The organism is Pseudomonas sp. LG1D9 (genome assembly GCF_002949995.1).
In the GTDB taxonomy this organism is placed as follows: Bacteria; Pseudomonadota; Gammaproteobacteria; order Pseudomonadales; family Pseudomonadaceae; genus Aquipseudomonas; species Aquipseudomonas proteolytica.
The window spans coordinates 2,140,202-2,165,666 of record NZ_CP026881.1 but is presented as its reverse complement, the minus strand read 5'-3'; the positions used below and the strand labels follow the sequence as shown (position 1 = coordinate 2,165,666).

Annotated in this window: 21 protein-coding genes and 2 pseudogenes; 7 read left to right on the top strand and 16 right to left on the bottom strand. The window is 55.9% G+C overall.

Features of this window, described 5'->3' with window-relative positions; all coding sequences use genetic code 11:
- Positions 1-14: 14 nt before the first annotated feature.
- From C5F71_RS10385 to C5F71_RS29270, 3 genes and pseudogenes are all read right to left on the bottom strand, one after another.
- Positions 15-1,298: an arsenic transporter gene (locus C5F71_RS10385; protein ID WP_104911076.1), complete on the bottom strand. Its 1,284-nt coding sequence runs from the start codon at positions 1,296-1,298 to the stop codon at positions 15-17.
- 24 nt (positions 1,299-1,322) lie between these two features.
- Positions 1,323-1,667 (bottom strand): metalloregulator ArsR/SmtB family transcription factor, encoded by a 345-nt coding sequence (locus C5F71_RS10380; RefSeq protein ID WP_177410402.1) that lies wholly within the window; start codon positions 1,665-1,667, stop codon positions 1,323-1,325.
- Between the two features lie 8 nt (positions 1,668-1,675).
- A pseudogene (locus C5F71_RS29270) lies at positions 1,676-1,774 on the bottom strand (arsenate reductase ArsC); the annotation flags it as partial.
- A 124-nt stretch (positions 1,775-1,898) separates the two neighbouring features.
- On the opposite strand from C5F71_RS29270, the gene arsN2 reads away from it, so the two are divergent.
- Positions 1,899-2,363 carry an arsenic resistance N-acetyltransferase ArsN2 gene (arsN2, locus tag C5F71_RS10370; protein ID WP_010206896.1) on the top strand — a complete coding sequence of 155 codons (465 nt, stop codon included), beginning with the start codon at positions 1,899-1,901 and terminating at the stop codon, positions 2,361-2,363.
- Between the two features lie 198 nt (positions 2,364-2,561).
- Here arsN2 and C5F71_RS10365 read toward each other — a convergent pair whose 3' ends face one another.
- The 4 genes from C5F71_RS10365 to C5F71_RS10350 form a co-directional block, all read right to left on the bottom strand.
- Positions 2,562-3,314, bottom strand: a complete 753-nt coding sequence (locus C5F71_RS10365) for an NAD-dependent deacylase (RefSeq protein ID WP_177410401.1) — start codon at positions 3,312-3,314, stop codon at positions 2,562-2,564.
- A 51-nt stretch (positions 3,315-3,365) separates the two neighbouring features.
- Positions 3,366-4,562, bottom strand: coding sequence for a DUF3800 domain-containing protein (locus tag C5F71_RS10360; protein WP_256588124.1), 1,197 nt, complete (start codon positions 4,560-4,562; stop codon positions 3,366-3,368).
- Positions 4,540-5,361 (bottom strand): hypothetical protein, encoded by an 822-nt coding sequence (locus tag C5F71_RS10355; RefSeq protein ID WP_104911074.1) that lies wholly within the window; start codon positions 5,359-5,361, stop codon positions 4,540-4,542. Before C5F71_RS10355 ends, C5F71_RS10360 begins: the two co-directional genes overlap by 23 nt.
- A 473-nt stretch (positions 5,362-5,834) precedes the next feature.
- The gene (locus C5F71_RS10350) at positions 5,835-6,731 is read right to left on the bottom strand and encodes a tyrosine-type recombinase/integrase (protein ID WP_104911073.1); all 897 of its coding nucleotides are present in this window, start codon (positions 6,729-6,731) and stop codon (positions 5,835-5,837) included.
- A 310-nt stretch (positions 6,732-7,041) separates the two neighbouring features.
- Here C5F71_RS10350 and C5F71_RS10345 point away from each other — a divergent pair, with 310 nt between their 5' ends.
- Both C5F71_RS10345 and C5F71_RS10340 read left to right on the top strand, forming a co-directional pair.
- Entirely contained in the window at positions 7,042-7,923 is an 882-nt protein-coding gene (locus C5F71_RS10345) for a restriction endonuclease (protein ID WP_104911072.1), read from the top strand.
- Positions 7,924-8,099: 176 nt separating this feature from the next.
- Entirely contained in the window at positions 8,100-9,878 is a 1,779-nt protein-coding gene (locus C5F71_RS10340) for an ATP-dependent endonuclease (protein WP_177410400.1), read from the top strand.
- Positions 9,879-10,260: 382 nt separating this feature from the next.
- Here C5F71_RS10340 and C5F71_RS10335 read toward each other — a convergent pair whose 3' ends face one another.
- The 3 genes and pseudogenes from C5F71_RS10335 to C5F71_RS10325 all read right to left on the bottom strand — a co-directional run.
- Complete coding sequence (locus tag C5F71_RS10335; RefSeq protein WP_104911071.1) at positions 10,261-12,741, bottom strand: DEAD/DEAH box helicase family protein; 2,481 nt, start codon at positions 12,739-12,741, stop codon at positions 10,261-10,263.
- Positions 12,742-13,551, bottom strand: a complete 810-nt coding sequence (locus tag C5F71_RS10330; RefSeq protein WP_256588123.1) for a Hachiman antiphage defense system protein HamA — start codon at positions 13,549-13,551, stop codon at positions 12,742-12,744. It abuts the gene before it with no gap.
- 444 nt (positions 13,552-13,995) lie between these two features.
- Positions 13,996-14,508 (bottom strand): annotated as a pseudogene (locus C5F71_RS10325) (cation:proton antiporter); the annotation flags it as partial.
- Positions 14,509-14,644: 136 nt separating this feature from the next.
- Here C5F71_RS10325 and C5F71_RS10320 point away from each other — a divergent pair.
- Both C5F71_RS10320 and C5F71_RS10315 read left to right on the top strand, forming a co-directional pair.
- Positions 14,645-15,478, top strand: a complete 834-nt coding sequence (locus tag C5F71_RS10320) for an EamA family transporter (protein WP_029297377.1) — start codon at positions 14,645-14,647, stop codon at positions 15,476-15,478.
- Between the two features lie 31 nt (positions 15,479-15,509).
- Entirely contained in the window at positions 15,510-15,896 is a 387-nt protein-coding gene (locus C5F71_RS10315) for an MAPEG family protein (protein WP_070993958.1), read from the top strand.
- A 259-nt stretch (positions 15,897-16,155) separates the two neighbouring features.
- Here C5F71_RS10315 and C5F71_RS10310 read toward each other — a convergent pair whose 3' ends face one another.
- Positions 16,156-17,337: a murein transglycosylase A gene (locus C5F71_RS10310; protein WP_104911068.1), complete on the bottom strand. Its 1,182-nt coding sequence runs from the start codon at positions 17,335-17,337 to the stop codon at positions 16,156-16,158.
- Positions 17,338-17,465: 128 nt separating this feature from the next.
- Between C5F71_RS10310 and C5F71_RS10305 the strand changes: the two genes are divergently transcribed.
- A complete protein-coding gene (locus C5F71_RS10305; RefSeq protein WP_104911067.1) occupies positions 17,466-17,915 on the top strand; it encodes a cytochrome c in 450 nt (149 codons plus the stop codon).
- A 30-nt stretch (positions 17,916-17,945) separates the two neighbouring features.
- On the opposite strand, the gene C5F71_RS10300 is transcribed toward C5F71_RS10305, so the two are convergent.
- The 5 genes from C5F71_RS10300 to C5F71_RS10280 form a co-directional block, all read right to left on the bottom strand.
- On the bottom strand, positions 17,946-18,341 hold the full coding sequence (locus C5F71_RS10300; RefSeq protein ID WP_070993957.1) for a DUF1090 domain-containing protein: 396 nt from the start codon (positions 18,339-18,341) through the stop codon (positions 17,946-17,948).
- A gap of 81 nt (positions 18,342-18,422) precedes the next feature.
- On the bottom strand, positions 18,423-20,102 hold the full coding sequence (ligB, locus tag C5F71_RS10295; protein WP_256588122.1) for an NAD-dependent DNA ligase LigB: 1,680 nt from the start codon (positions 20,100-20,102) through the stop codon (positions 18,423-18,425).
- A 98-nt stretch (positions 20,103-20,200) separates the two neighbouring features.
- On the bottom strand, positions 20,201-20,548 hold the full coding sequence (locus C5F71_RS10290; RefSeq protein WP_070993955.1) for a DUF1090 family protein: 348 nt from the start codon (positions 20,546-20,548) through the stop codon (positions 20,201-20,203).
- Positions 20,549-20,859: 311 nt separating this feature from the next.
- A complete protein-coding gene (gene metK / locus C5F71_RS10285) occupies positions 20,860-22,050 on the bottom strand; it encodes a methionine adenosyltransferase (RefSeq protein ID WP_029297363.1) in 1,191 nt (396 codons plus the stop codon).
- Positions 22,051-22,069: 19 nt separating this feature from the next.
- Positions 22,070-23,065, bottom strand: coding sequence for a metalloregulator ArsR/SmtB family transcription factor (locus tag C5F71_RS10280; RefSeq protein ID WP_104911066.1), 996 nt, complete (start codon positions 23,063-23,065; stop codon positions 22,070-22,072).
- A gap of 260 nt (positions 23,066-23,325) precedes the next feature.
- On the opposite strand from C5F71_RS10280, the gene tkt reads away from it, so the two are divergent.
- Positions 23,326-25,323, top strand: coding sequence for a transketolase (gene tkt, locus C5F71_RS10275; RefSeq protein ID WP_104911065.1), 1,998 nt, complete (start codon positions 23,326-23,328; stop codon positions 25,321-25,323).
- Positions 25,324-25,465 lie beyond the last annotated feature (142 nt).

Below are 25,465 nucleotides of genomic sequence, written 5' to 3'. Positions count from 1 at the left end.
GACGATTCCTTGATTCAGAAACTGAGGCGCAGTGCCAGGGCGGACAATGTGGCGACGAGGATGGGCACGGTCAGCACGATCCCGGTCTTGAAGTAGTAACCCCAGCTGATCGTTATGTTTTTCCGGGCGAGCACGTGCAGCCACAACAGAGTTGCCAAGCTCCCAATTGGGGTGATCTTCGGGCCCAAATCGCAGCCGATGATGTTGGCGTAAACCATCGCTTGCTGGACTACACCATTGACTTCAGCGGCATGAATGGATAAGGCGCCTACCAGAACGGTGGGCATGTTGTTCATGATCGAAGACAGCAACGCTGTTAGCAGCCCTGTACCAAGGGACGCGCCCCAAACGCCATAACCGGCGAACACGTTCAGGATCTGCGCAATGTGGTCGGTCAGGCCGGCGTTCTTCAGGCCATAAACAACCAGGTACATCCCCAAAGAAAAGATCACTACCTGCCATGGCGCCTCTTTGAGCACCTTGCTTGTGTTGATGGCGTGACCACGAGCCGCGATGACGTAAAGAATGAATGCACAGACTGCTGCAATGGCGCTGATTGGCACCCCCAGTGGCTCAATGACAAAGAAGCCGATCAGGAGTAGTGCCAACACCCACCAGCCGGCTACAAAAGTGGCCCGGTCGTGGATTGCTTCGTCCGGATTGTCCAGTTGGTTGAGGTCATAGGTCTTTGGTAATTCTTTGCGGAAAAACCACAGCAGCATGGCTAACGTCGCCGCCACGCTGACGATGTTTACCGGCACCATGATCGATGCATATTCGTTGAAGCCGATATCGAAGTAGTCGGCAGAAACGATGTTGACCAGGTTGGAAACCACCAGCGGTAAGCTCGCCGTATCGGCGATAAAACCGGCTGCCATGACGAATGCCAAAGTAGCCGCAGGAGAAAAACGCAACGCCAACAACATCGCGATCACAATGGGTGTGAGGATCAATGCTGCTCCGTCATTGGCGAACAGGGCCGACACTGCTGCGCCTAGCAGGACGATAAATGCGAACAGCTTGCGGGTACTCCCGCCTCCCCATCGGGCCACATGCAGCGCAGCCCACTTGAAAAAACCTGCTTCATCAAGCAGCAGACTAATGATGATGACCGCGATGAAAGTCCCAGTGGCATTCCAGACAATGCGCCAAACCTCTGGTATGTCGGCAAGGGTAACGACACCTGCCAGCAACGCTACGATGGCACCGAACATCGCACTCCAGCCCACCCCCAGCCCCTTGGGCTGCCAGATGACAAGAACGATGGTGGCGATAAAGATCAATACGGCAATCAGCATTTCATTAATCCGGTTGGGCGTGAATCAGCTACACACGGCTTGATTAATCGGACGGTCGTTCATGCCGCAGAGGCGCTTAGCCTCGGCTTCCAGCCATTGCTGATTGGCGTCTACCACTTCCTTCAAAACTGCAGTCACCCATGTGGGCAAATCAGGATTCAGCCGGTAGTACACCCATTGGCCTTGGCGACGATCCAACAGCAAACCGGCAGAGCGCAGCAGCGCCAAATGACGAGAAATCTTCGGCTGACTCAGGTCGAGTGCTGCCGTTAGCTCGCATACACACAGCTCACCTTCACTCACGACAAGCAGCGAAATTTTTGCTCGGGTGTCGTCCGCCAGGCACTTGAACAAGGTGGTGGGGTTCATGGGTTCTGTCACAGATCCTCCAGGTGTTTGGTCTTGACCAAAACGAAGAGCTTGATGCGCTCGTGGATGTCGTGGAGCGTGTGGCGAAATGCGCCGGGATCGTCGCTAGCTAATGCATACGAAAAATCGAATATATGCTTTGTCGAATATTCGGTAAAGCGAATATGATGATTGCTGCTTCGGCTTGAGCCGTGACAGGCCATACCAACCGGCACAGAAGGAGACGAAGGGATGGGTAAGGAGATGGTGATACAGGCAACGGAAATAGCCGAAGGGCAACGGCAGCGTTTTCGCGACGCGCTGAAGTCCGCTGACCTTCCAGCAGATGATATTGATCTTCCAGGCCGAACCTTTTTTGAGTTCTCACAGGATGGTGAGACTGTTGGATGGGGAGGATTTGAAACGCATGGTACTGACGGGTTGTTGCGTTCTCTGGTTGTAGTCTCGACACACAGATCGAAGAGGGTCGGTGTCACGGTGCTTCGGGTCATTGAAGCGAAGGCCGCCGAGCAGGGAATCGCTCGACTTCATTTGCTGACAACAACTGCGTCAGGCTTCTTTGAGCAGCAGGGCTATGCAGCAAACCAACGAAGCTCTGCGCCGCCTCTGATTTCTCAAACGGAGCAGTTCAGGGGGCTTTGCCCTGACTCGGCTTGCTACATGTGCAAGGCGTTATCTGCGTTGGCGAGAAGATAGTCGTTGAGATAAACATGTACGTTGTGGTCAAAAGTGCAAGCGGAGCGCGCCGGCCCATGACGGGCCAAAGGCTTGAGGATGGACGCCCGTAGGGCCAAAACCCGGCGCAGCTGGGGTTTGGTTCACGACAGCCGTACCCCGAGGGGGCAAGCCCAAAGCGGATATACCGTGAACCGCCATCACACTAGAAGGTAGAAGTTAGCCGAAGGCATCACGAAGCAGTGTCTGCATCATCAACGAGGCAGGGCCCTGAAGAAAATGCTCCTGACTGCTGATATCGAACCGCACAGGATTAATATGAGCGACAGTGGCACCATGGCCCAAAGCACGTAGCGGTAGCTCAGCAGCCGGATACACAACCCCGGACGTACCAATCGAGAGGAACACATCGCATTCCTCTGCAGCGGCTAGGCCCGCACTCCAAGCGTCCTCAGGCAGCATCTCACCAAACCAAACGACTCCTGGTCGAACATACCCATCACACGCGCTGCATCGCGGCGGCTCAATTCGACTTCCCTCCTCAGGCAGTGCGCCACACGTGAGGGGCAACCTATATGCCAGCCCGCAATCGATGCACCTAGGAGAATGCAGGCTGCCATGCAGATGAATTACATCCTGGCTGCCGGCGCGTTCATGCAGGTCATCCACATTTTGTGTGACCACCGTCAGCTTGTGCACATGCCTGGCGAGCTCGGCGATAGCGAGATGCGCTCCATTCGGCTTCGCCTGCCCAACCTTCTGCCGACGCCACTCGTACCACCCCCAACACAGCGCTGGATCGGCTCTGAATGCTTCGCTGGTGGCGAGCTGAGCCGGATCGAAGCGCTCCCAGAGCCCTGTCAGTGCATCACGGAATGTCGGGATGCCACTTTCGGCTGAAGCACCCGCCCCGGTAAAGACAACAACATGCTTAGACTCGCGCAATTGCTGAGCCAGTGTGCTGGTGGTCATGAGCATTCCTTCGGGCCGGATCTCTTTGGGTGCCGACATTGTGGTCTGGGGCTATTCTTGCCTGTCTCTTGCCATAATGAAGTCAGCGAAGGCATTCGCTGGGTTGTGCCCGCCTTCATCACCAGCCCTTCCGAGTGCTTCTGGAGTGACATCTGTCGTAGGCCAAACACAGCCGCTGACGAAATCATGCAGAAAGCCCAGGCTATCTAGCTTCATGAAGAACTCATCGTCTGTTTCACCCTTCTGCCGCTTGGTGTAGTAGTACGAGAGCGCGCTGGTGAGCACGTCGGTGAGCTGGATACCATCAGAGTCGTGTGAGGCGCTGAAGGCCAATGTATTCAGTTTCAGGGGCAACTCAATCTGGGCGTTCCCGAAACCGATAACTTGCTGCTCTTCACCTTGTTCTTCGAGCTCGGCGATTGCGGTGAAAAAATCGGCCTGCCGTTCCAGTGGCTCCGAGTCATCGCATAACGCGTCGAACCTGGCATGCTGCCTCCCCCACTGAACACACAGTGAAAAGAAAGCCGGTATTGCTGGGTTGAAGGTATGTTTGGGCAAATCTTCGAAGGCATCCCGGACAATCATCGAGGTCATGGACAGCACTCCGAGCTCCCACTCCATCGGCAGCGTGCTCCGTGCGGCAGTTTCTTTCATCACCTCCAAATGCTCGTAGAACGCAGTGATTGCTTCCTCGCTTTTCTCGCAGCACATGTCGTAGTAGGCGGAGAGGAACTGATCGAAGCAACCATCCCCCACTGCTAAAGGAAGGCAAGCGAAGAGCATGTTGCTCAGAGCGATGTTTTGGCCGTTCTCATAAAGGTTGAAGTCGAATTGGTAGTAAAGCAGCGGCTCCAGGAGGTCATCGATCACCTTGGTCAACAGCATGAATCGCTTGTGAAACACCTGTGCCTTGAAGCGCTTGGGTGTCACCAGGTCAGACCGGAATAGCTCAATGATCCGGTCTTGCCCTCGCCCAGACTTTCGAAGCTTTTTGAAGTGGATTTCAGCCGCCTGCTGGGAGCGGAGTGGGCGGAGTAGCTGCTCGCACTCTTCAGCGTTGAAGTCGCACGAGCCAAGGATAAACAGTGGTTGGTCTAGATCGGCCAACTGACGTCCTGTGTTACCCGATTCGTCGAAGTAAATTGTTGTCATTTCGCTACCCTGCGTTTCTGCCTTCGTGGAGTCTTGAATGGCCAGCATGAAGCTGGCCACCACCTCATCAATATCAGAACTCGTGTTCAACATCATCGAAGAAGTTTACGTGTAGCTCGTACTCCAGCGAGCCAAAACGCGCAAGCAAGTCTGCCCTCAGTTCGCCTTCAGCTTCAGGTTCGAAATTGATCCAGTAGCTGTACACGAGACCATCATCCGACTCGTTGGTGGTGATCTCTGATCCCGCCAAGAGCTCGCCATCTTCGACCGATATCCCCAGTTCGCTTGCGAGTGCTTGCGCCATGGACATACGGTTGCTGTTTCGAGCCTCTTCCACCTGAGCCCAATACTCCTGCTCAGACTTACGATCTCGATCTGCATCCGACTCGATAATGGAAATGGATACGCCATCTTCTGCAAGCAACCACTTCCCCTCGCGGCGAAGCAACCCGACCGTGGCAGTAAGGAAGAATGCTGCACCGTGGTATACCCGCTCCTGGTCTTGCTGGCCTTGGTAGGTCAGCGATACTCCTAGGGTCAGCATGCCGGTTGAATCGGCGTACTCAGTGGTATCGACCGTCAAGGCGTTCACCGTGAACCCGCTTGCGTTTGTCTCCGCAATCGCACCTGAGAGCTGATCCTCCAGCTCCTGATCCAGATCCGTGTAGACATCGTCCTCGTGGATCGCGTCGCTAAAATCTCTGATCCCAAAGACAGCCATCATCAGGCGTGGATCCTTGGGGTTCCGCTGGGCGACCATAGAAAACTCATGGTAATCAGCGAAGCCTGCTTTTTGCACAAGTGCTTCTTGAGCGACAGAAAGCTTCAGGCCCTGATCTCGAACAAGTTGTTTAGCTTGAGATTTTAAGAGGTTTAGCGGGGAAAAATCAGACATGGCAATGGTTCCTAATCTACGACGCTTAGGTGTCCGATTGCCTGTTCACCGGGCAGCGTCTGGTTAGGGACATGCCGATGTAAAACGAGAGGTTCGTCAACGATGGGCTATTGCTTCGCGAAACAGGCGCCAGGCGACCATCACCGCCTGACCCTGATCATAGGTCAGGAAAATCCACTTCGCAATAGCCCTCGGCGAGGCCATCACCAAGCTGCTTTGTTGGGTATACCTAGAGGGGCGCCTGGATATAGGCCATGACCGCAAGCGGAGCGCGCCGGCCCTGTGGGCCAAAGGCCTGAGGATGGAAGCCCGCAGGGCCAAAACCTGGCGAAGCCAGGGTTTGGTTTACGACAGCCGCACCCCGATAGGGGCTGGCCCAAAGCAGGAATACTCCAGATCGCCGTCGACCTATGGGGCAGGAAAACCGCAAATCGTCTCGCGAATCAAGCTCTCTACCATTTCCGAGTTTAGCCCTAGTGAACAGTGCTACTGGTTGTAGGTAATCCGACTGCGTATGCCAATGACGTGTTGGCTGAGTGGTGCCCCATGCTATCGCTGATTTGACGGATGAAGTCCGCGTAATTATATGTAGTTTTGCGGATGGCATGAGGTGTGAGCAGGCCCGCATCAATATCCGCTTTGCCAGCCCACGAGACACAGATCTTTCTCAGAGCGTCAGGCGATAGTGGACGCTCAGGGGCATTAGCCGCACGGAAAAGATACTCTCCGTCCGACAACTTCGAGGTCTTGATGTATTGCTCGAACATCGACCTGTGCCTATCGGGGATCGCGTCAATAACATTCTTGTTTTCACGGATTTTCACGCCATACACCGCATCACCGTGCCGCATCCTTGCCGATAGGAACTCGTTTTGTCGCAAAGCACCCAGCATGCATGCGAACAGAGCTCGATCTCTCAAGCTCCCAGATTCGGCAAGGATCTTTTCCAGCGTCTGAACGTGTTCCTTAGACAACCCCGGCTGAGCCCCGCGAACCAGTTCAGATAACAGGCTATGACGAGCACCTGAAGAAACCTGCACACGTTTGAAGGCTACAAGGTTTGTCAGAGGAAGATCGTTTACAAGCCGTTCCAGATTCAGCTCATCTATGGGCTGCAGGGTAGCTTTGATGGCTGAACCAATTGCCTGCCTGACATCGGCTTCTGGCGGCACAGGTTCACCAGGTTGGCAGACCTTTGAAGTCTCGCTGAGATCGTAGAAGCTCTTGTAGCCGAGTCCCTGCGCGAGAGCTTTTTGAGCATCTGCCAGCGAGATTGGGGCTGAGCCATGCCATTGCTTTTGCAACTGCTTGGACAGGCTTTTGAAACCACGATTTCGGATCAGGTCGTCTGGATAGACAGGGACGCGCATAGCAATTCTCCGGTAGCGTCAGGGTGTCGGCTGCCCGCTGACTATCGTCGAAATGCGTGCGATAAAGAGGGTGTTGCAACCTGTGGCATTTGAGCCTTCACGAGCCGACCGTTTGATCCAGGGAGATCAGAGGCGGCGAAATTAGCATGACGATCTGCAGAGCGTCTACGATGGTTCCAAAATATGGGGCTAGGCTGGTCGAATATCATGACAGCATGGCCGTAATTTTTTAGGCATAGTGGCAGCTGGTTTTTTCAGCGTGATTTGGACTCGGCATCTGATATCGGACAAGGGAAAATTGAGAAAAGGCATGGCGAACTTCAAATCGACTGAGATGCGGTTCCTTGATTCGATCTTCGACATGGGCGGCGGATACGTCCTCGACTTTTCCAACCGTACGTTGGACGAGTTCTTCATGGAGGAGCTTGAGATCGACATCTCTCACGAAATGTTCTCCAAGGATGGTACCTCCAAGGCTAGGCGCGTCAGATGTCTCCTCCAAAACGCCGATCACTCCACGGTAGCTCGAGTGCTCGAAGCCCTCTGGAAGTACCGGCGAACTATTCGGGCAGACAGCAACGCGACGGAAGACGTGGTAAACGCCGAAGGCCGCTTTCTATCGCTGCTCGAATCAATAAGATCACCAGGACAGCACGCCCAGGTGGTACAAAATCCTTTCGCTGCAGCAACGGTCATTGATCAGGGCGCAGTTCTTGATGCTTTAAAGCAGCGGCTGTACGACCTGCGCGATTTGCCACCGCAGAAGCGTGGCTACGAATTCGAAGGATTTCTCAAAGAGCTTTTTGACTCATCTAGGCTTCAGGCGCGTTCGCCGTTCAGCTTGGTTGGCGAGCAAATAGACGGCAGCTTCCAGCTAGGAAACGAAACGTATTTGATCGAAGCCAAATGGGTCAGAGATCCGATTGGAGCAGCTGAGCTACACACGTTCCAAGGCAAGCTAGATCAGAAGGCCGCCTGGGCCCGAGGCGTTTTCATCAGCTATGGAGGGTTCACGCAGGAGGGCCTCCATGCGTTTGGCAGAGGTCGAAAGGTGATCTGCATGTCCGGCGAGGACATCTACAAGGCATTGGGTCAGCGTATACCCATCGCCGAAGTGATTGAGCGCAAGGTCAGAGCTGCGGCAGAGACAGGCGCTGCGTTTGTTCCACTGGATGAGTTGTTCAGGGCGTGACCTGACTGAGCTACCCGCATCCTCAGTGTCCTCTTGCCTGCACGTCCGTGATGTCGTGCGAGCCTCTGAAAAATGCTACCGCCCACCCAGCATGACGGCATTGCGTGATGCCATATTGATATTCTTTCGTGGTGTAATAGGTTGATTGGTCGAGCTCACGCATATGGAAGGCGCCCGTGTACATAACCCGCATTAGAATTAAAAACTTTCGCTCATTAGTTGATGTGGAGATTCTGCCTGTTAATTACACTGTTTTGGCAGGTGCTAATGATTCAGGAAAGAGCAATGTTCTGCGAGCATTGAATCTTTTCTTTAATAATCAAACTGACGTAGGCAAACAACTGGTCTTTGTAGATGACTACAGCCAAAAAGCCGTTGGTCGTGCGAACAGAGCGAAGGAAATTATGGTTGAGCTCGAGATTCAGCCACCGAAAAATTACACCGATAATGATCCTGTGGTGTGGCGAAAAACATGGCGCGAAGAAACTGTGATGCCATATGATGAACACATGAAGATGATTGGTGATAAGAGTTTTAGTGCGCGTTCAAAGACGGAGTATTGGCTGCGACAGATAGGCTATGAATACGTACCTGCGATTCGTGGCGAAGAGTTTTTTAACACGCTTAAAAGAAGATTACATAACACCTTGGCGGAGACTATCGCACCTAAACTCGCTAAAGCTTCAGGGCAGTTTTTGAAGAGTTTACGTACAGAAGTGCGAGGAATCGAAGATGAAGCATTAAGAATATTGAGTCTAAAAACTGAATTTTCTTTGCCGACCGACTTGGGCAGCCTTTTCGAAATCCTCGACTTCAAAACTGCGGATAAGCATGCTGCGACACCATTGCAACACCGTGGTGATGGTGTCCAAGGGAGACATATCCCTGTAATTCTTCGATTTTTAGCAGATCAACGGAAGGCGAACTTCGCGAAAGGAAGGCCATCACCCGAAACAATTTTTGGGTATGAAGAACCAGAGAATAATCTGGAGTTGGCTAGGCAGGTTGAAGAGGCTGATGAATTTTACCGATGTTCGAATGTGATCCAGATACTTCTCACCACGCATTCGCCTGCATTTTACAGCATTGCCAAGTCACAAGATAAAGCACGCGCTTTATATGCTTCCCGCATAAACGGAGCGACGGCCTTTGTAGACTCCACAACCACTGCAGCATTGGATGACGGGCTAGGATTGATGCCCTTTATAGAGCCTTACCTGAAGGTTGCTTTGGATCAGCGACGTCAACTATTTGAGCAGTTGAAGGAGGTTGAAGGGCAGTCCCTACACACTGATCAATCTGTGCTTTGCGTAGAGGGTGATACGGACAAGCTTATCCTTGAAAAGGCCTGTTCTATACTGTTTGGCCCAACCATTCCTTTCAAAGTGATAACAAAGTCAGGCTCTGGGGCTGGCACTAACTGGGTTGTCGGGTATGCTACAGCTCGCGCCGTGATGACGGATGTGAAAGGTCGCACTGCAGTTTTGCTGGATGGTGATGAGGCAGGTGCGGCGGCAGAAGCTACCTTAAGTCAACGGACGGACTCCTTAGACCTGAAGGGAAAACTAAAATATTTCAAGCTTAACAAGATTAATGGGGATGATGAGCTCCGGCAGGCGCTAAAGGCTGGTTTTGAGTTATCCATTGCGATTGAAGAGCTTTGCGGGGCTGCGGCTTGGGATCATGCAGAGTCGAAGTTTTGGCTGGAGCCACGCCCTGACGTAGTCAAACTTAATTCTGAAACTTTAAAAGTTGATCAATCCTTTAACAGCTTCCTGACCGAGAAGGTCGCTGATGAAAAATGCCGTAGGTTAATTGCTAATCGTATCAAATGGATGAAAAAAAATGACTTCTCCAAATTTGTTATAAAACAAATGGAGGAAACAAAAAAAGTCCCGGTGAGCTTGGAAAAGTTAGTCCGCGAAATTCATAAATATTTCCACGGTAGTTTGTAGCTGGAGGGCGAGTACCAAACGCGTCGCATGCCATCCACGGGCGTGAATTGCGACGCGTAATTCATCGTCTTGCCTTGCGGTTCGGGCGCTTGTGTTGATTGTCTCAGAGACGGATTGTGGATTGACGACTTGTGGGTGATGACCGAAGCCATGTATGCGGCCACGTCATCCACCATCTTGCATCGCCCATGCGAGCCAACGCTGCCCCTATATGGCGAGCACGAAGGTGCTTTGGCACCCTAATCCTGCCTCAGCTATGGCGCAGTGTCACGTGGTGAGTGCCTCCTTGATATCGCCCTTAAAGCGGCAAACGAGAGGATGTCACGACACCTCTTGGCCATAGACCAAGAGGATCGGACGATCTCAGCAATACCTGTGAGGGTTAAGCCGCCGGTTCGGGAACCGCTTTCAGGTTCATCTGAGCTTCGAAGATGAGCAGGTCGCTCTCTTCATTGTCCCTCATCAACCTAATGACCCTAGAGCTAACCTGGATCTCGCCATTTCTATCGAGGCGAACATACTGGGGGTATCGATCAAGCAACAGCTCGGACAGACCGCGACTGTATCCCTCTCGGATTAGCTTGATTTTTGCGTCATCCGTGGTGCCATATTTCATGCGTTTATAAAAAGCTGGATCAATAGCCCCAACCCCGTTCAGCACCTCAACAAATTTAAAAATCTTGTTGTCAAAAAAATCATCTTCTTCCTTAAGACGAACGATTGCGAGATTGACTCTTTCTACATCATCCTTGGTTGAAATTCTGACCCAATAAGGAAACTGGCTATTACCAAACTTAGTATCACCCCAGTTTGCGACATACACATAGTCAGTCCCCTTTTTCTCAGGAAGCTCGCGCCAATATTTTAATGTGTACCTTAGTATCTGCTTGAGGCTGTACTTTTTCAGTTTCCAGTCCAAAAACATAGCGTAGAAATCTATAGTAGCCTTGTTTTGCAGTCGCTTTAGGTCACTGTACTTTCTCTTATCATCGAAATTGTCGACAAAGCAAGACTTGATCTCTAGCAGGAGGCGGTCAGCGCTATCGATCAAACCATATTCCTCAACCGATGTACTAATCGCGCTATCAATCTCCTCCTCAGTGGCGAACACGTCAATCTCACTCACACTGTTAGCGATCAGCAACTGGCCAACCTGTGTCTTGACATACTCACACTCTTGACCAGTGACTATGCCAGGTTGGAGATTTTCCAGCCTTGCCACAGCGTCACGATGCCGGTCTGCCATTGGGCCATCCAAAATGGCAGTCTCTTGGAGCAGGACGTTGCTTACGTTGTCTTCGTCGACCTTCGAAACATTCACGTTTTTTTCATAGAAGGTCTGAAGATTAGATTTCTTATTCGTGAAGCCGTCGACACCCAAAAGGTAGATGCTTGACTCTAACTTTTTAAGCGTGGTGCCCGCTTCGGGTGCGAACACCTCACTAAATCTATTAACACGACCGATTAGGTTTTTGAATTGCGATGAGGTCAGATTTCCACGGCCTTTTGAATAGTCAAAAATGAACAGGCGCTCAATAGGAAGATTTACGCCTTCAAGCAGAGTGGAGTTGCAGACCAAATACTTCATCGCCTTTGACTGGTGGAACAGGTTTTCCAAATACAGTCGTATGGTGTCCGGGATCGAGCCATGGTGGTACATCACTCCCCTGCGCAAGCATGAAATCAGCCTGTATCGCTTATCGAATGTCTCCTCAAGCTCATCACAAGCTCGCTGAACTAACGGGCAGTCGATATCAGGTAACGTGTTGGCGAGCTCGACGGCGAACTGCTCAATTTTCTTTTTGGTGTTGCCATAAATAATATTCTTGGCTAACGATTCGCGCTTGATCAGGTCGAAGCAATTCTTGTGCTTTCTGTCGATTTCCAACCATTGGTTGAGGAAATGGTCGTAGAGTTTTAGCTTGCCGTCGTTCTTCCCAGTCCTGAAGTCTCTGGTGTAGAAGCGCTCAGACTTGATGTATTCATCTACCCTGAAGCCCTTGGGCGTCATATCAAGGTAACGAACTCGAACGTTAAGCTCGTTACAAAGGAAAGGAGTCAAAAACTTAAATGAAGTCTGAGAATTCCTCGCGCCTAGGATGCATAGCATAGTCGCCAATAGTTCATTGCGACTGTCGCCCTGAAGGAGGTTGTGAGCCTCGTCCACAAACACCATATCGAAGTACAGGCCACTGTATTCGTTTAGTAGGCGATTCAGGCGCTCTTGTGTAAGCACAAACGTTCGATTGTTTCGCTCGGGCGAATACATCTCCGGATGCGTCACGACCTTGCCCAACTTTGGAATATCTGAATAAATCAGGCGCTTCTTCGTCTGGGCGAGCAAAGCTTTCGATGGCACCAAGATAAGGATGCGTTTAGAGGGGTTGTCTTTGACAGATTTGATAATGAGCTCAGACTTCCCGTAGGACGTCGGGGCAATGACTACTGACGAGTTCTCATATTCGTCCTGGACGAACGTTCTTAGCGTATCCTGCTGCTCCGTAAGCACCATACCCTGATCGCGGAATGTGTCTACGTAACTACTCACGATATTTTGAATGAATGACCTACTCAGCCTTTCATCTTGCTCAAAAGATTTACCGAGAACGGCAGAGACAGGTAATAGCCCGCTGTTGATAGATACGTCATAAAGCGGCTCGTATCTCCCCGTCAAATTGCCATAAAACAAGGTTACCCTATAACCTAAACGTTTTATTTCAGGCGCTTTGTGGTTGAGGAGCAGGACTGCAATCGCAAGCAGCTTAACAGTATCCCCGTCGGACATCTCGCTGCCACGGAGAAGCTCCATGTAGATGTCTTTGAAGCGGGTTTTTGCCAATTCCTTGATAGTTAGCTCTTGCATTTAGCATCCTGCCTCGGCGCGGAGAAAGTCTTCCAGTTTCTGAAGTGTTCCCTTATGGAGGGATAAGACCAAGACAGTTTTGAATATAGGAGTTGTTGTCAGGGTAGTGGTGAAGTCCGCAATACTCGTTTCCATGACTTCGTGCGAGACATCATTAAACAAAGCAGACACTAAGACTACGTTATTGTCTGATGGTACGGCAGAGTTCCCGTAAGCTTTGTCACCCTCCATACCCAGGATGGCGAGGACAGATTCTTTGTAGCTTTTCTTATCGTTAATGGATTTCTGTGCGGCATTCATGGCGTTCAGCCAATGATTCATTTCTGATTCCGCGAGTCGGCCCTTAAGGTCATCACGTGCCTTGGCTAGCATGGACTTGCTGGCTGCACAGGAGGTTTTCTTTCCGGCTGCCCCCGACTTCACTTCCGTGATCCACACCTCGTCAGTTGAGGGTTGATAAAGAATGAGGTCAAAACCTTTCCGGATATGCTTTTCTTCCATATTGAAGAAAGGCGAGACCACATCAAAATCGTCAAGCATTTCAAGGATTACGACATGCGCTAGTAGCTCTCCCAACATGCCAGTGCGGGTATTCTGATCCTTGGTGGAGTAGCGATCCCAAAATGACTTCAAGGTTGCCGCGTATTTGAATACCACCATGCTCCGGCTGGCTTGGTCGGCACCGTGGCATATTCGGGTGAGATTCGCCCTGAGGACATCCTTTAGGTCGTCCGAGAAGGTCTCAATGCAGCACAGTGCATACTGACCGGTTTGCTTGAATTTCACGCCATCCATAACACGAATATCCACTCGGGCCTCGGCCTTTCTTCCGCTATTCCAGCGCAGCGGCTTGGGCTTATGCCTAATTCTAATCTGACCGTCACAGGCTTGTGGCTGGTACCTGAGCACTGCGCAGCCAAGAGAAATACCAGTGGGGCAATGTGCCACTAAATGCAGTGTATGGCGAGAGAATACTCTGGTTAACAACCTCCTGCAGCTCGTACGAATTTGTGAAAGCCGTCATGTCAGCGGAGCTAATTCACGTATCAAGAAATTACGCGAGGCCAGAGTAGGTCGAGGCGGCGAGTGAGCGTCGGTTAGGTGGAGCTAGCGGCATCTTGACTCGTCGGGGCTGATAGGCAGTGGGGCAAGCAAGTGTCCATATAAAGTAGAAATGATGTGGACAACATTTGATTAGCTGCAGGCCAGTAAATGCAAGTGTTTGCGATGTCTGTCCACACGACTATATGGGGGGAAAAGACTTTCGCCGACAATCGTGGTCTTCAGCGGTTTTGACGCATTGGCGGTACGCAACACGCCGAGCACCGCAATCGGGTCGGTGGGCGAGATCAGTGCGCCGAACAGCAGGCAGTAGAGGAAGCTCACATGCCAGCCAAACAGGGCAAAGATGTAATACGCCAGGCTGCCGATCACTACGGTGGCGATCAATACGCCAAAGGTTGCCAGCAGGCCGATGGGCCAGCGATAACTGCGCAGGTCGTTCAGGTTGACGTGCAAGGCGCCGGCGAACAGCAGGAACGACAGCATCCAGTTCATCAGCAAGTCGCCGAAGTCGATTTGGCCGATCAATTGCTGGACGCGCTCTTCAAGGCCGGGGTAACCGATAAAGCTCAGGCCTTGGAGTAACAGGGAAAACATCAGCGCGGTGACCATTACGCCGATGGTCGGTGGCAAGCCGATAAACCGGAAGTTCACATAAGTGAGCAGGGTGGTGAGGCATATGAAGGCGGCAACAAGTTCAAGCATCCGGGGTCCTTTGGAAGGCGGTTGAAATAAGAGCAGATAGGGGAAATGGCAGCCGTCATAGGCATGCTAGGTGCGCCGAAGCGGCGTTTAGTATAAACATGTGCTGATACATCCCGAATCAATTAAGGAGGTTCCATTGCTTGCGACGGCCCTTGTCCTGGTAGCGGCGTTGTTGCATGCGACGTGGAACACCTTGATCAAATTCAGCGGCGAACGCCTGTTGGTGATCGCCTGCATGGACAGCGTTGCGCTGTTGTTTGTTCTGCTGGCGGTGGGATTTGTTTCACTGCCGCCCCTGGAAATCTGGCCGTGGATCATCGCTTCGGCGTTGTTCGAGTTGCTCTACCGGTACCTGTTGATCCAGGCCTATCGCGTCGGCGACCTGGGGCTGGTGTACCCGTTGATGCGTGGCTTATCACCGCTGGTGGTGCTGGCGTTGACCCTGGTGTTTGCTGGTGAAGTGCTCAGTACCCAGCAGATTGTCGGCATCCTGCTGATCCCGTTCGGCATGCTGTGCCTGTTGTGGCAGGGCGGTGGCGGGGACAGGTTGCCCTGGTCGATGCTGCCGGTGGTGGCGCTGATCGGCTTGTGCATCGGCTGCTATACCTTCCTCGACGGGCAGGCGCTGCGGCGCTGGTCGCACCCTTTGGACTACCTGGTCTGGCTGACGCTGCTCAGCGCCTGGCCTTTTCCATTGTTGGCCATGGTGCGCAAGCGTGCCGCGTTCAGCCTGTTCTGGCGCACGCAATGGCGGTTGGGGCTGAGCGTGGGATTGTGCGTGTTGTTGAGCTACGCTCTGGTGCTTTGGGCCATGCAGTTGGGCTCGATTGCCGAGGCCGCCGCGCTGCGGGAAGTCAGCGTGATCCTGGTGGTGTTGTTCGGTATGCGCTATCTGAAAGAACCTTTCGGCCGCTCCCGGCTCTTAGCCTGTGGGTTGGTACTGATCGGCATGCTCGTGATGAAACTCTAACCAGTGGATAAAACTAAAAAAGGAATGAGTGATGACTGTCGCTTTCTGGTGTGTGTTGATCGCAATTTTTCTGCCTTACCTGTGTACCGGCGTGGCCAAGTTCAGTGGCGGCAAATTCGGGCCCCGGCAGAACCACGACCCCCGGGCCTTCCTGGAGACCCTGGAAGGTTTTGCCAAACGCGCCCATAGCGCACAGCTCAACAGCTTTGAAGTGACCCCGGCGTTTGCGGCGGCGGTGATCATTGCCCACCTGGCGGGCAACGCGGAACTGGTGACCATCAACGTCCTGGCGGTGCTGTTTATCACCAGTCGCTTGTTGTACATCATCTGCTATTTGGCGGACTGGGCGATCTTGCGTTCGCTGGTGTGGTTTGTGGGCATGGTGTTGATTGCGAGCTTTTTCTTCGTCTCGATGTAAAGCACTGGGTCGGCGCCTGCTTGCTGTGGCGAGCGGGCTTGTTGTGGCGAGCGGGCTTGTCGGAACGCCGCATCGCCCGCGCTGGGCTGCGAAGCAGCCCCAGTAAGTCGAATGCGGTGTATCAGATAATCCATAGCGGGTGGTTTTGGGGCTGCTTCGCAGCCCAGCGCGGGGCAAGCCCGCTCGCCACAGTAAGCCCCCTTGCCACAGTGAGCTCGCTTGCCCCAGTAGTAGCCCGCTTGCCCCGGTAAGCCGGCTCCTACAGGGGAGCGTCCGGCACTTTGGGTAGCGCTGCGCCCTTGGGCCACAGCATCCAGATCTGGCCCTGCTGTTTCATATTCCCGGCCAACTCGCCCGCAGCATCACCCGTCCCCCAGAACAGGTCCGCACGTACCTCACCGACAATCGCACCACCAGTGTCCTGGGCCGCTACCGGTCGTACCACTGGCGAGCCGTCGGGCCGGGTGGTCGACAGCCACAACAGGCTGCCCAGCGGGATGACCTTGCGGTCCACCGCCACGCTGTAGCCTGCAGTCAGCGGCACGTTCAGCGAGCCGCGCGGGCCTTCGTTGCTATCGGGCCGGGTGCTGAAGAAGACGTAGCTGGGGTTGCTCGCCAACAGTTCCGGGATGCGCTGCGGGTTTGCCTTGGCCCAGGCACTGATCGCGCCCATGCTGACTTCTTCTTTCTTCAACTCGCCTTGCTCCACCAGCCAGCGGCCGATCGGGCGATAGGGGAAACCGTTCTGGTCGGCGTAGCCCACGCGCAGTTGTCGGCCATCAGCCAGCTGGATGCGGCCAGAACCCTGGATTTGCAGGAATTGCAGGTCCATCGGGTGGGTCAGCCAGGCAATCGGCTTGGCACTGGAGCCTTGTTGGTTGATGGTGCCGGCATCGTCATAGGGCTTGAGGACCCGGCCTTCCAGGCGCCCGCGTAGGCGTTTGCCCTTGAGTTCGGGGTAGATGCTTTCGAGGTTGACGATGATCAGGTCGTCCGGCACGCCAAACACGGGGACATGGGCGGTTTTGGTTTCGGTGAGGCTGCCTGGATAGACCGGCTCGTAGTAGCCAGTGATCAGGCCATTGGGCGTGTTGTCCGCCGAGCGCAAGCCGTAGACGTCCAACTGTTGCTTGAGGAAGCCGCGGATGTCGCCGGCATTGCCCGGCACATTGACCGCTGCCGCGCAGGTGGTGCCCCATATCGGATCGTTCTTCAGGCGTTGGCAGGCACTGCGCCAGGATTCGAAACCGGCTTGCAGGTCGCTGTCCGAAACCACGGGCAGGGCGTCCCAGGTGGCGCTGACATAGGTCGCTACGGCGTGGGGTTTTTCGGGCGCAGGTGTGGGGGCCGGAGTGTTGCCGCCGTCGCATCCTGCGAGCAGCGCGATCATCGGCAGAGCCCACGCCAGTCGGCGACTCCAGGGGTTCAACAGGTTATTCATGCAAGTAAATTCCCAAGGCGATTGCCCGCGCAGGTTGTGGCGCAAGCATCCATATTATTAATAGGGCTATTGGTCTTTGCGGGCGGGGCGAGGATACTGGCCGCCGTTTCCCGTGACCCTGAGCCACCATGACTTTTAAAAAACTGACTGTTGTATTGCTGGCCTGCCTGACGCTGACTGCCTGCGGTGGCGTTGATCCAAACTCGCCACTGGGCCAGCGCAAGGCTATTTTCAAGCAGATGCTCAAGACCGGCGAAGACCTGGGTGGCATGCTGCGCGGTCGCATCCCGTTCGACGGGGCGAAATTTGCCGAAGGTGCGGTCAAGCTCGACGCTCTGTCCCATGAGCCGTGGAGGCACTTTCCAACGGTGCGCGAAGAAGACCACACCAGCGCCAAGGATGAGGTCTGGCAAAAACAGGCGCAGTTCCAGGAACTGGCGCGCAACCTTGAGGCGGCCACCGGTGAATTGGTGATCGCCAGCCAGGTTCAGCCTTACAAGGCCAGTAACCTGGGGCCGGCCGTGCAGAAAGTCGAAGATGCCTGCAGCGCCTGTCATAAGCAGTTTCGCGACCACTGAGCCTGATCGGGCAAGAACGCCGAATGCGCCTTACTTGTCCAGGTCGTCGAGGGCTTCCTGCAACTCTTTGCGCGATTCGGCGAGCTTGTCCTTACGCTTGTTGATCTTCTCGGAGTCGCCCTTTTTCATGGCCTTGTCGAGGTCGGCCTGACGGCGGCTGACTTCGTGTTTGGCATCCAGCACCTTGTTCTCGCGTTCCTTTTTCAGGGAGGCGTCGGTGCAATGGGCGGTGACTTCGCTCAAGGCTTTTTCCAGGCCGGCTTGTTGCTCACTGTTGCCGTGGGCCTTGGCTTGTTCGATCTGCAGGCTGATGGCTTGGCGCTTGGCGGCGCAGCCGGTCAGTTGCGGGGCCGTCTCGGCAGCCATCAATGGCGTGGTCATTAAGCTGGTGATGGTCAGCAGGGCAAGCGGTGCAAGAAACTTCATAAAGACTCCAAATTAAACAAGATCGTTGTCAGGTGGGCAGGATGATTTCTGCCGGCACCGATTAATGTAACGGGCCCGGGACTAAAAGCCGTCTATCCCTGCAGCTCGCAGTGTTTCACTCATGGCCATCACCTGAGGGTCGCGAAAAAAGGCGCTCAACTGCGCCGCGCGTCCCGGGCCGATTCCCGCTTCGGCTTGCCAGGCTTGAGTGTCTCGCGCGGCCAGGGCCTGCCAGCCGCCCGCGAGGTTGTTCCGGGCGGTAGGTGGAACCCCCAGCGCCATCAGCCATTGCGCGAACGGTCGCTGGCGCGCAACTCGCAAGCCCGCAAGCAGGCGCGCACTGCTGCGCTCGCCGAATCCGTCAATGGTAGCAAGCTCTGTCTCATCAAGGTTCAACCAATCCACCAAACCGCTGATTTGACCGGCCTGGATCAAACTGTTCCAGGTCTCGCGGCCAATGTGTGGCAGATCCAGCCCCTGCTTGCCACTGAGCCAGGCCAGCCGGGCCAGCAGCTGTTCCTCACAGGCAGGAGTCAGTCGCCAGCAGCTCAGGTGATGGAAATCACTCGCGGCAGGCACGGTGATATCCGCGCGTGGGTGGCTGCGCAGGATGACTTGGTCGAGCCTTGGGATCACTTGGCCGGCAAGGCTGATGGATATCTGGTCACCGGGACGGATATCCAACTCCTGCCAACGCTTCAAGGAGCCGATGCTGACGCGCCGGACCTGGCGGTCGTCGAGCAGCACCGGGTGCAGTTCCAGGATCGGCGTGATGCGCCCGGTGCGGCCGATCTTGAACTGCACCTGGCGCACATGGGCCAGGGCTTTGATCACCGGGTATTTCCAGGCAACCGCCCAATACGGCGTACTGGCCTGCCAGCGTTCGGCCGGAGCGCGCTGGCTTTGGTGCAGCACCACTCCGTCGGTGGCGAAGGGCAATGGATGCCCATGCCAGAAGGTGCGCCAGTGCCGCGCCTGTTCGAAGTTCTCGATGGGTTGGCTATAGCGCTGGCTGTCGCTAAAACCCCAGCGTGCGAGGGTACCCAGTTGCTGCCTGAGGTCCGCCGGCCCCTGGGGCCAGGCCCAGACAAACAGGCCGATACCTGCGGCGTCGGCGTCACTCAGTTGGTGACGGTTCATCAGCCCGGAGATTTTGCTGCGGGCGTTCATGCCCCCCGTCTCACCTTGTATATGGGCATCCAGGCGCCAGTACAGCTCGCCCTGCAAAAGCAGGTCGATGGCTTCGGGCAGCCGTTGCACGATGCCGGGGATTTTGCGGGCCGACGTCGTCCAGTCCTGGCCGAGCAGGCCATCGCCACGGCTGATGACCTGGGCCAGGCGCCCCCCACGGTAGATCAGGGTTATGGCGACGCCATCGACCTTGGGTTGTATCCACAGGTCGCTGCGAGTGCGGACCCAGTCTTCCACGGCGCGGTCGTTGACCAGCTTCGCAAGGCCCGTGTGCGGCACTGGGTGGGGGATGGTGCCCCGGGCGCTGGAAAGGGGGCTGTCGCCAGGCGGCGCCACCTGTGCAAAGCACCGGCGCCATTGCTCCAGGCGTATGCGAGCCTGGTCGTACAGCTCGTCGCTGATAAGGGATTGGCCGAGCCGGTGGTAGCTGTCATCCCACAGGCCGATTTGCCGTTGCAGGGCGGCGATTTCGTCCCGGGCCTTGTCGGCTGGCCAGTCCGGGCAGCCCTGCGCCCAGGCGACGATAGGGAAGAGCATCAACAGCAGGTAGTGCAGCAGGCGGGGCGTCATCACGAGCATCCTTGCTCTGAAGGGGCGCCCAGCCTAAAGCAAGCAAACGCCCATAAAAAAGCCCCGCAGGCGCGAGGCTTTTTACCGGGTGTTTCTACTTACTTGAACAGACCGCCCAGAGCTTTCACGGTGTCGTTGCTGTCAGCCTTGGCCTGCTGCTTTTGCGAGGCTTCGTCGAGCTTGCCTTGGGACTCGCCGACTTTTTTGCAACCTTTGTTTACCTGGTCCAGTGCAGCCTGCATGGCCTTCACTTTCAGGTCTTCGCCGTTGGCTTTGGCGGCGTCGACTTTGGCTTGCAGCTCCTGGCTCTGTTTTTCGCAGTTGCCGGTAGCGCCGCCCAGCTGGGACGTCAGGGCGCCAGTCAGGCCGCTCAGGTCAGCGGCTTGCACTGGCAGGGCGAACAGGCTGAACAGGACGGCAGCAGGGGCGAACGTGGAAATACGCATGAAAAACCTCAATGTTCGATTGCCTGCGCACTTGGCTGTCCCGAGCAGGCGCAATGCAATATCCAATGTGGTTGAGCGCTCGGGAGGGCGCGGATTCTAGAGGGCCATCATTTGGCCTGCAAGGGTTGGATCCAATTAATGTGAGCTTGTAGGGGGCGAGCTTGTTCGCGAGGGGCGTCGACAATACCGCGGGAGCCTGATGCCCCGTGGGGTTCTGGAGATTTTCGCGAGCAAGCTCGCTCCTACAATTCAAGGCAATAAAAAGCCCCGCCGGGGGAACCGGGCAGGGCCTTGGGTGTTGCGAGCAGCGATTACAGGCCGGCAGCGGTACGCAGGTCGTCGGCGCGGTCGGTTTTTTCCCAGGTGAACGTGGTGAAGGTGTCGTCGCCGACGGTCTTCTGTTCAGGGGTACGACCGAAGTGGCCGTAGGCCGCGGTTTCCTGGTACATCGGGTGCAGCAGGTCGAGCATGGTGGTGATTGCGTACGGACGCAGGTCGAAGATCTCACGCACCAGCTTGACGATCTTGTCGTCGCTGATCTTGCCGGTACCGAAGGTATTCAGCGAGATCGACGTAGGCTGGGCCACACCAATGGCGTAGGAAACCTGAATCTCGCAACGCTCGGCCAGGCCGGCGGCGACGATGTTCTTGGCCACATAACGACCGGCGTAGGCTGCCGAGCGGTCAACCTTGGAAGGATCCTTGCCGGAGAATGCGCCACCGCCGTGACGGGCCATGCCGCCGTAGCTGTCGACGATGATCTTGCGCCCGGTGAGGCCGCAGTCGCCCACCGGGCCACCAATGATGAACTGGCCGGTCGGGTTGATGTGGAACTGGGTGTCTTTGGTCAGTAGTTCGGCAGGCAGCACGTGCTTGACGATCAGCTCCATGACGCCTTCGCGCAGGTCTTTGTAGGAGACTTCCGGGTTGTGCTGGGTCGACAGCACCACGGCGTCGATGCCCACCACTTTGCCGCCTTCGTAACGGCAGGTCACCTGGGACTTGGCGTCCGGGCGCAGCCAAGGCAGCAGGCCGGATTTACGGGCTTCGGCCTGGCGCTTGACCAACTGGTGGGAGAAGGTGATCGGCGCCGGCATCAGCACGTCGGTTTCGTTGCTGGCGTAGCCGAACATCAGGCCCTGGTCGCCGGCGCCCTGGTCTTCTGGCTTGGCGCGGTCGACGCCCTGGTTGATGTCAGGCGACTGCTTGCCGATGATGTTCATCACGCCGCAGGTCGCGCCGTCGAAGCCGACGTCGGAGCTGGTGTAGCCGATGTCGGTGATCACGTCACGGACGATCTGCTCCAGGTCGACCCAGGCCGAGGTGGTGACTTCACCGGCGATGATCGCCACGCCCGTTTTCACCAGCGTCTCGCACGCCACGCGGGCGAACTTGTCTTCAGCAATGATGGCGTCCAGCACCGCATCAGAAATCTGGTCGGCGATTTTGTCCGGATGCCCTTCAGACACGGACTCGGAGGTGAAAAGGGAATATTCGCTCATCTCGATGTTTTCCTGATATTTACCGATGGTGAGTGTCGCCAGATGGCCGCTGAAAGTGGCGGACCTGAATCTGGAAACCATTACGTAAGCCTACATAGAGGCTTTCCCCGGGAACGAGTCCCGCAGCGGTGGCCCAACGGGCCAGATCGTCCTGTTCAAACCCCAACCATAGATCACCGCAGGCCTCCCTGGCCCAACTCTGGTTGTGGCTGCATAAATCAGTTACCAGCAGGCTACCGCCCGGTTGCAGCAAACCGGCCATCTGCTTGAGCGCATCGGCCGGTGCGGCGAAATGGTGAAGGACCATGTTCAACACCACGCAGTCGGCTTGCAGCCCTACATCATTCAAGGCATCGGCCAGTTGCAGGCTGACGTTGCCCAAGTGCTCGCGCTCGCACAACTGGCGCGCCAGCTCCAGCATGGCCGGGCTGTTGTCCAGCGCCGTCACCTGGTGGAAGCGCCGTGCCAGGTCCGGCAGGAACCCGCCATCGCCCGGCCCGACTTCCAGCGCCGTTGCACCTGGGTTGAAGCCCAGCTTGTCGAGCAGCGCCAGCACGCTTTCGCGGTATTGAGGCAGCCCGGCAATCAGGTCCTGCTGGGCGCGAAACTTGTCCGCCACCCGTGAGAAAAAGTCCTGGCTGGCCGCGGCGCGTTGCCCGTGGACCTGAGCGATCCGCGATTGCACGTCAGCCGGCAGGGCCAGGTTGTCTACTTCTTCAAGCAATGCAGCGTGCAGCTTGCCACCCAGCAAATCGTTGTGGGGCAGGGCGCGACGGTAAAAAATCGCATTGCCTTCACGGCGGGTGGCTACCAGGTCGGCCTGGGCCAGCACCTTCAAATGGTGGCTCATGCCGGACTGGCCGATGGCAAAGATCCGCGCCAGTTCCAGCACGCCAAACGAGTCGTTGGCCAGGGCGCGCAGTACATTCAGGCGCAGCGGATCACCGCCGGCCTTGCACAGGGCCGCCAGCTCATCGCAATCGTCGGGGCGAATGGAAGGCGCAGGTAAGTTCATAAGGCCAGCAGTCTAGTGATGAGGTCAAATCCCCGCAAGGCCAATATCAAAAAGTTTTGATATTGGCCGATAATCGGTGGTTATAAGCAGGCGCTATAACCTTTAGACGAACGGCGGGAAGTGTTCTTGCTGTCAATGCAGTCCAAACCACAGGAAAAACCCACATAAGTCGGTATCTGTCATTGCCCCTGAGGCCTTGGCTGAGGGAAAATGCCGGTCCTTTTTTCCGTTTCTTTTATTCAACCCCCAGGAGATCAGCGATGCCCAGCCGTCGTGAGCGTGCCAACGCCATTCGTGCCCTCAGCATGGATGCCGTGCAAAAAGCCAACAGCGGCCATCCCGGTGCCCCGATGGGCATGGCGGATATCGCCGAGGTACTTTGGCGTGACTACCTGAAACACAACCCGAGCAACCCATCGTTTGCCGATCGTGACCGCTTCGTGCTGTCCAACGGCCATGGCTCGATGTTGATCTATTCGTTGCTGCACCTGACCGGTTACGACCTGTCCATCGACGATCTCAAGCAGTTCCGCCAACTGCACAGCCGCACCCCGGGCCACCCGGAATTCGGCTACACCCCAGGCGTCGAGACCACCACCGGTCCCCTGGGCCAAGGCCTGGCCAATGCCGTGGGTTTTGCCCTGGCAGAAAAAGTCCTGGCGGCGCAGTTCAACCGCCCCGGCCACAACGTTGTCGACCACCACACCTATGTGTTCCTGGGTGATGGCTGCATGATGGAAGGCATTTCCCACGAAGTCAGCTCCCTGGCCGGTACCCTGGGCCTGGGCAAACTGATTGCCTTCTACGATGACAACGGCATCTCCATCGACGGCGAAGTCGAAGGCTGGTTCACCGACGACACGCCAAAGCGTTTCGAAGCCTACAACTGGCAGGTGATCCGCAACGTCGACGGCCACGATCCGGAAGAGATCAAGACCGCCATCGAAACCGCGCGTAAAAGCGAGCAGCCGACCCTGATCTGCTGCAAGACCACCATCGGCTTCGGTTCGCCGAACAAACAAGGCAAGGAAGACTGCCACGGCGCCCCACTGGGTGACGCGGAAATCGCCCTGACCCGCGAAGCGCTGAAGTGGAACCATGGCCCGTTCGAAATCCCGGCTGATATCTACGCCGAGTGGGACGCCAAGGAAGCCGGCCGCGCCGCAGAAGCCGAGTGGGACCAGCGCTTTGCGGCCTACTCCGCCGAGTTCCCACAACTTGCCAACGAACTGGTACGCCGCCTGGCTGGCGACCTGCCTGCCGATTTCTCGGAAAAAGCCTCGGCCTACATCGCCGAAGTCGCGGCCAAGGGCGAGACCATCGCCAGCCGTAAAGCCAGCCAGAACACCCTCAACGCCTTTGGCCCGTTGCTGCCTGAGTTCCTCGGCGGTTCGGCTGACCTGGCCGGTTCCAACCTGACCCTGTGGAAAGGTTGCAAAGGTGTCTCGGCTGAAGACGCCAGCGGCAACTATATGTACTACGGCGTGCGCGAGTTCGGCATGAGCGCCATCATGAACGGCGTTGCCCTGCACGGCGGCCTGGTGCCGTACGGCGCGACCTTCCTGATGTTCATGGAATACGCGCGCAATGCCGTGCGCATGGCTGCGCTGATGAAGAAGCGTGTGATCCATGTGTACACCCACGACTCCATCGGCCTGGGCGAAGACGGCCCGACGCACCAGCCGGTCGAGCAACTGACCAGCCTGCGCACCACGCCGAACCTGGATTGCTGGCGCCCAGCCGACGCGGTGGAATCCGCCGTGGCCTGGAAGCACGCGATCGAGCGCAAGGATGGCCCTTCGGCGCTGATCTTCTCGCGTCAGAACCTGCAGCACCAAGTGCGTACCGACGCGCAGATCGCCGACATCAGCCGTGGTGGCTACATACTCAAGGACTGCATCGGCGAGCCGGAGCTGATCCTGATCTCCACCGGTTCCGAAGTGGGCCTGACCGTTCAGGCGTACGACAAGCTGACTGCCCAGGGCCGCAACGTGCGTGTTGTGTCCATGCCGTGCACCAGCGTGTTCGAAGCCCAGGACGCGGACTACAAGCAATCGGTCCTGCCGTTGCAGGTCAGCGCGCGTATCGCCATCGAAGCGGCTCACGCCGACTACTGGTACAAGTACGTGGGCCTGGAAGGCCGCGTGATCGGCATGACCACCTACGGTGAGTCGGCGCCGGCGCCAGCGTTGTTCGAAGAGTTCGGTTTCACCCTGGAAAACATCCTGGGTCAGGCTGAAGAGCTGCTGGAAGACTAAGGCTGTAGATTGGGGTAGCTGTACTGACGCCTTCGCGAGCAAGCCCGCTCCCACATTTGGAATGCATTTCAACTGTGGGAGCGGGCTTGCTCGCGAAGGCGGCGGCACATTCACCCCATTACCCAAGGTAATCGAGAACCCC